Below are 10394 nucleotides of genomic sequence, written 5' to 3'. Positions count from 1 at the left end.
GTCGAGCACACCTACACGTGTGCCGTCCACAAAAACTTGCGTCCAGTCGTGTGCCTCGGTGAGCTTGAGGATGCCCTCAGGGCCAGCGGGCAGGGTGGTGCGGTAGAGCATGGCCCCAAAGCCAATATCATACGTCTCCATCGCGGCGGGCTTCTCGGCACGAGTTGCACGCGGAAGGCTCGCAAAGAGCGGGGCTCGCTCGGTCAGTGCGATCTCAGGAATGGCGATCACGGGCATGGGCTCTGGGATCGCAGGGAGCGGCTTTCCCTCGGGCTGCCACTTGACGAGGAGATTGCGGAGCGCATGGTATTTCTCGGTCGGCTTTGCAGCTTCGTCGAGCGGTGCGTTGTAGTCGTAGCTGGTGACAATCGGATCGTACGGAGGGCCGCCCGCGCCTGCCCAGGGGCCAAAGGTCGTGCCGCCATGGGTCATGTAGAGCGAGAATGAGCCGCCATTGTCTAGAATCCAGCCCAGGTCTTTCAGGGCACCGGCGATAGGCCGCGTCTCGTGAGGCTTGCCCCAGTGATCAAACCAGCCGCTCCAGTACTCGCTCACAAAAATCGGGCCGTCCCCGGTGCGCTTGCGCTTGAACTCGGTGACATTGCGCTCGGCGCTATTGCCAAAATTCACGGTAGAGAGCACGCCGGGAAGCGCGTTCTGCGTAAAGTTCGACGACCAGTCACACGCCGTGAGCGGCACATCCGTGAAGCCCGCCGCGAGCAAGAACTTACGCACCGCTTCCATATACGGCCGGTCGGTTCCGTAGGCTCCCAGCTCGTTCTCTACCTGCACCAAGGCGATTGGGCCGCCGCGCTCAAGCTGCAAGGGAGCTAGCACCCGCCCGACTTCCTTTAAGTAGCGCTCGACGGCGGCGAGATAATCACTATCTGCCGATGAGCGCAGCTGGATGTCTTTCTTTTTGAGGAGCCACCACGGTAGGCCCCCCATCTCCCACTCCGCGCAGACATACGGACCCGGCCTGAGACAGACTAGAAATCCCTCTTTTTGGGCGAGCTTCACAAACGCCGCCGCGTCTGCCATCCCTGACCAGTCGAACTTGCCGGGGTGGGGCTCGTGGCGATTCCAGAACAGGTAGACCGCCACGGTGTTGCAGCCCATGGCCTTGAGCAGCTGGAGGCGGTGCACCCAGTACTCGCGCGGGATTCTCGCAAAGTGCACCTCACCACAGAGTAGGCGGATCGGTTTACCATCGAGAAGAAAATCGGTTTTCCCGATCGCAAAATGAGAAGACATGGGCTAAATTATACACCGCCCATTTCAATGAGCAGCAGATCAGGTACCTTGAGATATGCAACAGCAAGAACTTGGGGGCTGGAAAGCGGCGCACGAGTGCCATCTGGGGGTGCGCAAGGGCAATCTTGTGGTGCGTACCACCGGCGGCGACCCGTATTTAACAGCGAGCGACGTTCCCCGCGTCAGTGGGACACTCACCCTGGAGTGGCGGCAGCGGACGGTAACACGCGGCTCGGCGGAGGTGTTCTGGAGCGATGCGCGGGGCGGCTTTGCGGCGGAGTGTAGTGTCCCGGTGAGCTACACGCCGGGCGAGAAGTGGCAGGAGCTAAAGGCGACTCTGCCCGTGCAGGGAGCACTGACGGGGCTGCGGCTCGACCCGTGCCAGGCTCAGGGTGAGCTGGAGCTCTCCTGGCTACGTCTGCGCGACGCAAGCGGCAAACTGGTGCGCGAGTGGAAGTTTAATGCCCTCAAAGACAGTGAGCCTGCTGGCGAGCTGCCCAAGCCCGAGAAGTGGGCCTATCTCGACAATGGGAAAATCCGAGTTGGCGTGAAAGTGTCATCGGGGGCGGCGATTGGCTGGCTCTCGCTCTCCAAGTCCGAACGGAACTTGCTTAACCACTGGGATCACGGGCGACTCGTGCAACAGAGCTACTACGGCGACGATGATGGCTCGATCTGGGGGAAGCAGCCCTGGCGCTGGAACCCGGTGCAGGGTGGCGACTACAAAGGCGGGGCGGCAAAAGTACTGGAACTCAAACAGACAAAAACGACGCTTTATGCCAAGAGTATCGGGCGCAACTGGGCAGGCTGCACCGACCTCCCTGAGGCGATCTTTGAGCAGTGGATCACGCTGAAGGGGGATGTGGCGCAGGTGAAGTACCGCCTGAGCTACTCTGGGACGCACTCCCACGCCAGCCGCCACCACGAGATTCCCGCGGTGTTCCTAGAGCCAGATTTAGACACGCTGGTGATTGGCGGCGAGGAAGCAAAACGCAGCAAGCCTGGCTGGCCCAACGAGAGCCGCAAACTCCCTGAACACTGGGCTGCCTACGTGGATAAAAATGATTTTGGAGTGGGAGCGAAAGTTCCCCTGGCGGACTCGCTCACCTGCTACCGCTTTGGCGATGGCAAGCCCGAGCACGGGAGCTGCTCCTACTTTGCGCCGCTGACCAAGTTTGCGATCACGCCGGGGATGGTCTTCACCTATGACCTCTACCTGACCTGTGGGACGCTCACACAGATTCGCTCACGGCTCAATGGAGCCGATAAAGGCGATGTGCCCCGACTCTAGGCTGTCGTCCGTTGCGGAGGTGACAATGGCGGCGGCGAACTCGGCGATGGTGGGGAGATCGCGGCTCGTGTCTAGGACGCTCTGGTGTAGGCGCTCCAGAAGCCGCACTGTGATGGTGCCCTCGATGCCATCGCCGCTGACTATTGTGAGGCGAATGCCACGAGCCTCTAGCTCCGGGATGCGGGCACGGAGGGCATCCTCACCCGCTTTCTTGCTCGCCGCCACGGCCTCGTAGGCGGTTGCGACGGGGTGTGTGCCGTAGAAATGCGCCCAGTGGCTGGTGACAAAGACCACGCGGCTTCCGGGCAGCATCAGGGGCAGGAGCGCATCGAGCGTCGCAAGCTGGGAGTCACGGTTGAGCTCCATCGCGTAGCCTGCCTCTTTGTCTTTCTCCATCCCGCCGCTGGCATTGAGAATGAGCAAGTTGAGGTGGCCGAAGCGAGAGCGGACGCTCTGGGCCATAGCATCGCGCTCCTCGGCATTGGTAATATCGGCCTGAGCAAGAAGCGCCTGCTGGCCAAGAGACTCAACCTGCGCCGCGACTTCTTCCGCGCGTGGCCCTTTGCTTCGGTAGTTGATGACCACGTCCACGCCGTCTTCGGCGAGTAGCAGGGCAACCGCCGCCCCGATCCCACGTGAGGCACCCGTCACCAGCGCAACTTTCGGGGTTAGATCCATACCGAGAGTATACCCTCAGCGTTTGGGGCAGGGGGTTGCAGGAGCCTCACACTCCATGATTTGTGAAGAGGCTGCCTGGGGCAGGTTGAAGTAGGGGTTGGCCGTGCGCCACTGCAAGGCGACGGCCCCGATACTACCGAGGATAATCACCATGAGGCCAGGAATCAGCCAGAGGGGCGAGAGCAGAAAAGGGGATCGTGTACCAATGCGTGGAGCTTGACCAGTGTGGCTGAGTGCGGTTGCCAAGCCTGCGGAGAGCCGGGCATAGGTCTGGGCACGCTCACGACAGGTGGGGCAGCCCCAGAGATGCAGGCGGAGGCGGAGCACTGCTCCTAAGGAAAGCTCGCCGTGTAGTAAGAGTAACAAGGATTCGTCGTTGCAAGGAACGCGGTTCTTCATTAGGAATGTTCCTCTTTCTGCATCGCTGTTCCGAGCTGGAGACCACGGGCGTGTGCCTGGTAAAAGTGATACTTGACCGTGTTAAGGTTCCGATCCAGCACCAGCGCGACCTCCGCGAGAGTGAGATCGTCGAAGTAGTAGAGCTCCAGCAAGATCCGCTGGTCGTCGGGGAGCTGCGCGAGTAAGGCACGCGCCCAGATCGCATTCTCGGTGGTGGAGAGCTTGTTATCCGGGAGGTCGTTGGTCAGCGACTCCAGGGAGAGGTCACGACGGCACCGGCGCTGCCAGTCGGCGGACTTATGGAGCGCGATCTGGTAGAGCCAGGTCTTCAGACGGACGCGGGGCTTGAAGGCGGGAAGCGCGGACCATGCCGCTAAAAACGTCTCCTGAAGCACGTCCTCGACCGCGTCACTGGGGAGCCGACGGCGTAGAAACCCCCGTAGTAGTGTCTGGTGGAGCTGCACAAGGCCATCGAAGGCGATCCGGTCTCCCGCTTGGGCACGCAAGAGCAAGCCTCGCTCTGATGGCAGTCGTAGCCAGGAGCTGTCTTGGTGCGTTTCGTTGCGTATCCCTTCCACCTTAATCTCTTTATCGTGGAAGAACCGCAGAAAGTTGGCCGTCACAGAATTATTTTACATGCCCCGCACAGATCACGCACAAATGCCGCCGCGAGCTTGTACTCGTCCTCGGTAGGCAAGTGCTCCAGCATAAAGGGCGTGTCCTTAGGGAGCCTCGTCATCTCGCCTAAAAACACCTTATAGTCCAGCCCCCCAAGTCCCGGACGGACTTCGTCCAGATGCACCGTGAGGTTCTGGCGCAGGAGAACATCTTTGGCGTGCACCCCGACAACCTGCGACCCCAGTAGCGCAAAGCACTCGCGCAGGAAATTGGCGTTGTGAAAATAACGTGTGGGGCTGTTGATCAGGTTCACCGGGTCGAGGTGCACGGCAACACTTTTTCGGTCAATCGCCCGCATCAAGTCCAAGTAGCTCTGTGGCGAGTCCGGGTACATCCAGGGCATGGTCTCTAGCGTGTAGATCGCCCGCTCTGGCTGGACACTGTCCACGATCTCCTGCACGCTCTCCACAATCCGCGCAAACGCCGCCTCCGTGAGATCTTCCGCGCATGGCCCGTCCCATTTTGCCCCCAGTGAGCCTGCGATATTGACACAGCACACCGCCCCGATTCTATCCGCCAACTCCAGCTGCCGCTTGCAAAACTCCCGCGCCTCGCGCCGCGTTTGCGCGTCTTGGGAGAGGGGATTGCTCCATGCCCCGACCTCGGCGATCACAATATCGCTCTCCCGCGCCGCCTGGGCATAGGCCGCGATAGTCGCCTCCGACGCATCGTTTTTCACCGGGCAGTACGCCGCCCGATAGCCCGCCGCCTGCACGGCGGCGATCCATTTCTCGGGTGTCGAAATATCCCCAAATACGGGGCCACCTAATCTCATGGTTTGGTTTCTTCGGGGCACACGGTTTCGGGCGGCTAAAGCGGCCCGCTGTTGCGGCAAGACCCATAAATGGGCCTGGAAATACCTTTCCTAGCCCCTCTTCCCAGCGAGGAACGAGCGGTTGGGGAAGAGGGGAGGCGAGGAACGAGCCGGGGAGATGGCCCAACTATCCCAGCAAACTCTCCGGGGCGACAAACGGAATCGTGAACTCTTCGGAGAGGGGCTCATAGGTGAGCTTGCCTTCGACTATATTCAGGCCTTTGCGCAGACCCGCATCGTCTTTGAGGGCTTTCTTCCAGCCTTTCTTGGCGAGCGAGAGAACATACGGGAGCGTGGCGTTGGTGAGCGCCGCCGTGGACGTGTGCGGAACTGCGCCGGGCATGTTGGCGACGCCGTAGTGCAAGACGCCGTCCACAAAGTAGGTTGGGTTCTGGTGGGTGGTGGGGTGCGTGGTCTCAATACAGCCGCCCTGGTCCACCGCGACATCCACGATTACCGCACCTTTTTTCATCTGGGCGACCACGCTTCTGGGGACAAGTGTTGGGGCTTTTGCGCCCTTGAGCAGCACGGCACCGATCAGAAGATCGGCTTGGAGTGCCTTCTCGCGGATCGCGGCGAGCGTGGAGTAGAGCGTGCTGACGTTCTTGGGCATCACATCGTCGAGATAGCGCAAGCGGGGGATCGAGACATCAAAGAGGCTGACGTTTGCGCCGAGGCCCGCTGCCATCTTTGCGGCTTCGGTGCCGACCATACCGCCGCCGATAATCACGACGTTGGCAGGGGCAACACCGGGGACGCCGCCCAGAAGAATCCCACGTCCGCCCATTGCACGCTCCAGGTACTTCGCGCCCTCCTGTACAGCCATACGACCCGCGACTTCGCTCATCGGGGCCAACAAGGGTAAGAGTCCATCGGGGGTCTCGACCGTCTCGTAGGCAATGCAGACCGCGCCGGATTCAAGGCACGCATCGGTAAGCTCACGGCTGGCGGCAAAGTGGAAGTAGGTGAAGAGAATCTGCCCCGTACGCATGAGGGGCCACTCAGAGGGCAGGGGCTCTTTCACTTTGATAACCATCTCGCAGCGCGCAAAGACCTCTTCGGGCGACGAGACTATCTGCGCCCCGGCGGCGGCGTAGTCTTCGTCCTCGAAGTTGATCCCGGAACCGCAGCAGGTCTCGGCCAGAACCGTGTGGCCCGCTGTCACTAGTGCCTCGACGCCCGCTGGGAGCAGCCCCACGCGGTTCTCGTCGTCTTTTATCTCGCGAATAACTCCTACAATCATAGTTAGGAGTATACCCAAAAAATTAAGACTGTCTGCGAAACGTCCAGAGGCGGTGTAGGGTGAAGTTCCAGAGCGAGATCACCGGGAGCGCGATGGCCTTGCCGATCCACTGTGGCGCCACGCCTCCGAGCGGCCCGATGCGCTCGGCCAGCGCCGCGATCCCAAAGTCTACCAAGAGCGCGACACTATGCACCACGGCAAAGCGCCCAACCTGCGTGGTGGCGGCTTGGTCTTTGGCTTCCGCGAAGGTGAAAAAGCGCGAGCCCAGAAAGTTGACAACAGCGGAGAGGAGATAAGCCAGTGGATTGGCAAGCAGCACCCGCCAGCCAAAGCCATGCGTGAAGAGAGCTACAGCGCCGTACTCAACCACGGTGGAGATCGCTCCCACACTGACAAAGCGCATCAGGCGCTGGAGAGTTGTCACGTTGGTTTCTTTCCGATGGCGAGAATGGAGAGGCCGTAGGGGAGTGGTAGGGACAGAAGAGGACGCTCAATAGCAAGAACCGCGCTGAGGGTTTTGTTGAGCCAGGGCGTGACGGGTGCGACATCCGATGACTCGTCTTTACGTAGTCGGCTGAGCAGGCGGGCGGCGACAATGGCAGGGAAGAGCAGGGTGTTCCAGTGCGAGCAAAACGTCACTTCCAGGCCCGCCTCAGTGAGGAGCTTTCTCACTTGGGGGCGGGTGTAGCGCCGCGCCGTCTGCACGACCAGATCGTGGTGGCCGCGGAGCCAGTCGTAGGCAGGGAGATTAATTAACACCTGCCCACCGGGCTTGACCACACGCGCCGCTTCTTTCGCTGCCTGGGTATCGTCCACGGCTTGGTGGTACCAGACATCCAGCGAGACCACGGCATCGAAAGTGTTCTCTGGGAAAGGAAGGGCATTGACCGAGCCTTCGATGAGATTTTCAAGCCCCCGCGTTTTGGCGAGCCGGAGCGCCTCCGGCGAGAAATCCAGCCCCGTGACCGCAAAGCCAGCGTCGGTCAAGCGGCGGGCGAGCATCCCCGTGCCGCAACCCGCGTCGAGAACCCTAGCACCACGAGAAAGTGCTTTAAGTTGCTGCAAGACATGGCCGTGAAGCGTGCGGTACCAAAAATGATCCGCCTCCACCGCAAACATTCGCTCATACTCCCCGATTTCCATGCCGGCTCCTATGGTATCCTTTTCGCATGCAGTTTCGCGAGGATCAGGTTAATTTCTTTCGCACCGAGGGCTGGCTGGCCGTGGAGGGCTTCTGGAGCGAGCGTGAGGTGGCGGCGATGCGTGTTGAACTAGACCGGCTCAAGTCCGAGGGCAAGCTCCGCAATATCGCGACGGAGGGCGACGGTAAGACCTATTCGTCCACGAAAATCAATCTCCAGCTCTGCCCGATGTGGCCGCACTCGGAGCTTTTTAAGGCGATGCCCTTTGCCCCCAAAGCCGTGGCGGCGATTGAGGCGCTGATCGGGGCACCCGCGCTCCTGCACCTCGACCAGGTGTTTCTAAAGCCGGGCAAGCAAGGCGCGGGGACGAACTGGCACCAGGACAATGCGTATTTCCAGATTCCCGACCCCCTGAAGGGAACCGCTCTCTGGACCGCCGTTCATGATGCGACTCTTGCCAACGGGACACTCCAGGTGATTCCGCGCGCCTTCTCCGAGCTCCTGCCCCACGAGCGCGATGGCTTCTCCGACCACCATATCCGCTGCTGGCCCGACGAAACCAAGGCAATTCCCGTGGAGCTCAATGCCGGGGGCGCGATCTTCTTTTGCTACGGGACGCCCCACGCCACGGGAGCCAACACGACCGAGTACGAGCGTGCGGGCGTCGCGCTACACTTTATCCACACGGATCAGAGTGGGGTGGCACGCAGTGGCTTTGAACCCGAAAAACGCCCGCCTTTAATCGCGGATGCCGCCGCGTGGAATGCTCAAGTCGCGCGGGTTCTTGCATGAGACAAGTACGCTGGCAGGCCGATCTCGATGCCGCTTTCACTGAGGCGCTGGCGCAGAAGAAGCTACTCTTTGTGCTCTTTCGCTGCCAGCGGGAGAAGCGCGACGCGGCGATCCTCCAGCCCTCCGACCCAAAGCTGATTGCGCTGCTCATGGAGCACTACATCCCGGTTCGCCTGATCAGCCTGAAGGGCGTGGATCTCAATCGCTTTCGCTTCGACTACGACCAGCAATTGATGGGGCTGGTACTCACTCCCGACGGCGTGACCCTCGCCCGCTGGGGCGGCGACGATGTCTCGGTGGCTTCCTTGGTCGCCGCTCTGGAGCGCTTGAAATCGGTGGCGTGGCCCAAAGTGGGTGCAGTACCGGCTTCCCAGACTCTGAGACAGAAATTCCCCGCCTTTGCGCAGTCCAAACGCGCCGAGGAGCCGTGCTACCACTGCCACTATGCCCACGATGCGGAGATCGAGCAGCAACGCAAGGCGGGAACGTTTCAAAAACTCTCGCTCTTTCGCTACCCCCCGCCTAGTGTGCTGGGACTCACGCTAGACGATGGCAACCGCATTGCGTCGGTGAGGCCCGGCTCGGTCGCGGCAAAGGCGGGCCTCAAAGTGGGGGAGCGACTGACGGTATTCAATGACCAGCCGATCTACACCGCCGCTGACGTTGCCTTTGCGCTCGATGCCCTCCCCGCAAAAGTAAGCCGCGTGGTACTCAATGGAAAGCCTGCTGCCCTTCCGTCCGGCTGGCGCACCTACGACATCTCCGCCCGCCCGTCGCAGGGGGCGATCCCCCCGATCTTTGGGTTCTGGGAGGAGCCGGTTCCCGGCAGCAAGACCCTGGCGCTCAAAGTGAACTTTGTCTTTCCCGGCGAGAAATGGGCACTATCGCTGGGTGGCCTGAAGCTGGGCGATGTGATCGTCGCGGTGGATGGCAAGACCCTTCCCCAAATGGCTCCGCGCCAGTTCCACACCTGGCTGCGCCTCAACAAAGATGTCGGGCAAAAGCTAAAACTCACGGTTATGCGCGACGGCAAGCGCCTGATCCTCACGCTTCCTTGCCTGGATTTGCGCTTGGATTGAACGTGCCCGCCGGTTGAAAACGGCGTCTGAGGGCATTCTGCCAAAAAGTCGCTCCGCGACTGCCGAGCTGATTGGGTTTAGTCGCGGAGCGACTTCTTAGCCGAGGGACGAGGCTCTGAGACGCCGATTTCAACCGGCGGCTACCCGTGCTGATCGCCGCCTCACAAGAAAATCCCCCGCCTCTCGTCTTGGAGAAGCGGGGGATTTTTATGACTCCCCTCCTTCCCGTTATCGGGAGGAGGGGCCGGGGGAGGAGGGCTTCCCGGAGGAGGGCGGCAGCCAGCCGCTTTTTTCATAGCCTAGGCCGTAGGCATCGGCCATGCGGTTGAAGAACGCAAAGAGCGCCGTATCGAAAGCTGCCTCGAAGATCTGCTCGTCTGTCCAGCCCGCTTTTCGGAGCGCCTCGATATCCAGGTCCGAGGTCTTGGCGGGCTCTAGAGTCAAGCGCTTCACAAACTTCAGTAGCTCGCGCTCTTTCGGGGAAAGCCCCTTGGCCTTCTCCGGCTCGCCCATCCCCACCGCATCCACATCACTAAGTTCTTGTCCCTGCGACCGCAGGAAACCACCATGGCTAGACACTCAGTACTTACACCGGTTCAGCGCCGAGACATAGGTCGCGACCAGCTCTTTCTGGCGGCGCGTGAGGGCACCATCGGAAAAGTGCATCATGCCCGCAAGCTGCTGCACCATCATCATCGCCTCGGGCTTGAGGCTCATCGTGCGCATGATGCCAGGGATCTGCTGAGGCGCTCTAAACGGAGCACCCATCTTCTTGATCTGCTCAAAGCGCGGATCGGTGGCCTCGCTTACCCAGTCAATGCGCGCCACATCACCTGCCTGCCGCGAGAGCTTGGCAAGCTCGTCGGGGTTGGTGGCCTTTCCCGTCAGGCGGCCCCGGCGGTCGAAGATCAGTGCCATGGGGGTGGCCGTGATCTCATTTTTCTGTGCAACAGGCTCATCGCCGGTCTTGAGAGCAATCGCTTTCAGGCCCACTGGTTTGTCTTTAAGCTGCTTTTGCAAGTCA

General features: G+C 61.0%; 12 protein-coding genes and 1 pseudogene. 3 read left to right on the top strand and 10 right to left on the bottom strand.

Going from position 1 to position 10394, the window contains the following annotated elements:
* Nucleotides 1-1254 (bottom strand): beta-galactosidase (locus RMO15_RS18485; RefSeq protein WP_309715148.1); only part of this gene is annotated, 1254 nt, incomplete at its 3' end.
* 55 nt (nt 1255-1309) lie between these two features.
* On the opposite strand from RMO15_RS18485, the gene RMO15_RS18480 reads away from it, so the two are divergent.
* The gene (locus RMO15_RS18480; protein ID WP_309715146.1) at nt 1310-2545 is read left to right on the top strand and encodes a hypothetical protein; all 1236 of its coding nucleotides are present in this window, start codon (nt 1310-1312) and stop codon (nt 2543-2545) included.
* Here the strand turns inward: RMO15_RS18480 and RMO15_RS18475 are convergent.
* The 7 genes from RMO15_RS18475 to RMO15_RS18445 form a co-directional block, all read right to left on the bottom strand.
* Entirely contained in the window at nt 2501-3223 is a 723-nt protein-coding gene (locus RMO15_RS18475; RefSeq protein WP_309715144.1) for an SDR family oxidoreductase, read from the bottom strand. The genes RMO15_RS18480 and RMO15_RS18475 overlap by 45 nt on opposite strands.
* Before the next feature lie 15 nt (nt 3224-3238).
* Complete coding sequence (locus RMO15_RS18470; RefSeq protein WP_309715142.1) at nt 3239-3622, bottom strand: hypothetical protein; 384 nt, start codon at nt 3620-3622, stop codon at nt 3239-3241.
* Nucleotides 3622-4245 carry an RNA polymerase sigma factor gene (locus tag RMO15_RS18465; protein WP_309715141.1) on the bottom strand — a complete coding sequence of 208 codons (624 nt, stop codon included), beginning with the start codon at nt 4243-4245 and terminating at the stop codon, nt 3622-3624. The genes RMO15_RS18470 and RMO15_RS18465 overlap by 1 nt, the downstream gene beginning before the upstream one ends.
* Nucleotides 4242-5075 carry a TIM barrel protein gene (locus RMO15_RS18460; protein WP_309715139.1) on the bottom strand — a complete coding sequence of 278 codons (834 nt, stop codon included), beginning with the start codon at nt 5073-5075 and terminating at the stop codon, nt 4242-4244. The genes RMO15_RS18465 and RMO15_RS18460 overlap by 4 nt, the downstream gene beginning before the upstream one ends.
* A gap of 166 nt (nt 5076-5241) precedes the next feature.
* Nucleotides 5242-6357, bottom strand: coding sequence for an alanine dehydrogenase (gene ald / locus RMO15_RS18455; protein ID WP_309715137.1), 1116 nt, complete (start codon nt 6355-6357; stop codon nt 5242-5244).
* Between the two features lie 22 nt (nt 6358-6379).
* The gene (locus tag RMO15_RS18450; RefSeq protein WP_309715134.1) at nt 6380-6781 is read right to left on the bottom strand and encodes a GtrA family protein; all 402 of its coding nucleotides are present in this window, start codon (nt 6779-6781) and stop codon (nt 6380-6382) included.
* Nucleotides 6778-7500 (bottom strand): class I SAM-dependent methyltransferase, encoded by a 723-nt coding sequence (locus tag RMO15_RS18445; RefSeq protein ID WP_309715132.1) that lies wholly within the window; start codon nt 7498-7500, stop codon nt 6778-6780. Before RMO15_RS18445 ends, RMO15_RS18450 begins: the two co-directional genes overlap by 4 nt.
* Nucleotides 7501-7526: 26 nt before the next feature.
* On the opposite strand from RMO15_RS18445, the gene RMO15_RS18440 reads away from it, so the two are divergent.
* Both RMO15_RS18440 and RMO15_RS18435 read left to right on the top strand, forming a co-directional pair.
* Nucleotides 7527-8291 carry a phytanoyl-CoA dioxygenase family protein gene (locus RMO15_RS18440; protein WP_309715130.1) on the top strand — a complete coding sequence of 255 codons (765 nt, stop codon included), beginning with the start codon at nt 7527-7529 and terminating at the stop codon, nt 8289-8291.
* Complete coding sequence (locus RMO15_RS18435; RefSeq protein WP_309715128.1) at nt 8288-9370, top strand: PDZ domain-containing protein; 1083 nt, start codon at nt 8288-8290, stop codon at nt 9368-9370. Before RMO15_RS18440 ends, RMO15_RS18435 begins: the two co-directional genes overlap by 4 nt.
* Before the next feature lie 228 nt (nt 9371-9598).
* Here the strand turns inward: RMO15_RS18435 and RMO15_RS18430 are convergent, their stop codons facing one another.
* Nucleotides 9599-9949 carry a carboxymuconolactone decarboxylase family protein gene (locus RMO15_RS18430; RefSeq protein WP_309715126.1) on the bottom strand — a complete coding sequence of 117 codons (351 nt, stop codon included), beginning with the start codon at nt 9947-9949 and terminating at the stop codon, nt 9599-9601.
* Nucleotides 9950-10394: pseudogene (locus RMO15_RS18425) on the bottom strand (carboxymuconolactone decarboxylase family protein); the annotation flags it as partial.

This window comes from Armatimonas sp., from assembly GCF_031410135.1.
GTDB lineage: Bacteria > Armatimonadota > Armatimonadia > Armatimonadales > Armatimonadaceae > Armatimonas.
Note: the sequence above shows the minus strand (reverse complement) of the source record. Positions and strands in the feature narration are given on the sequence as shown.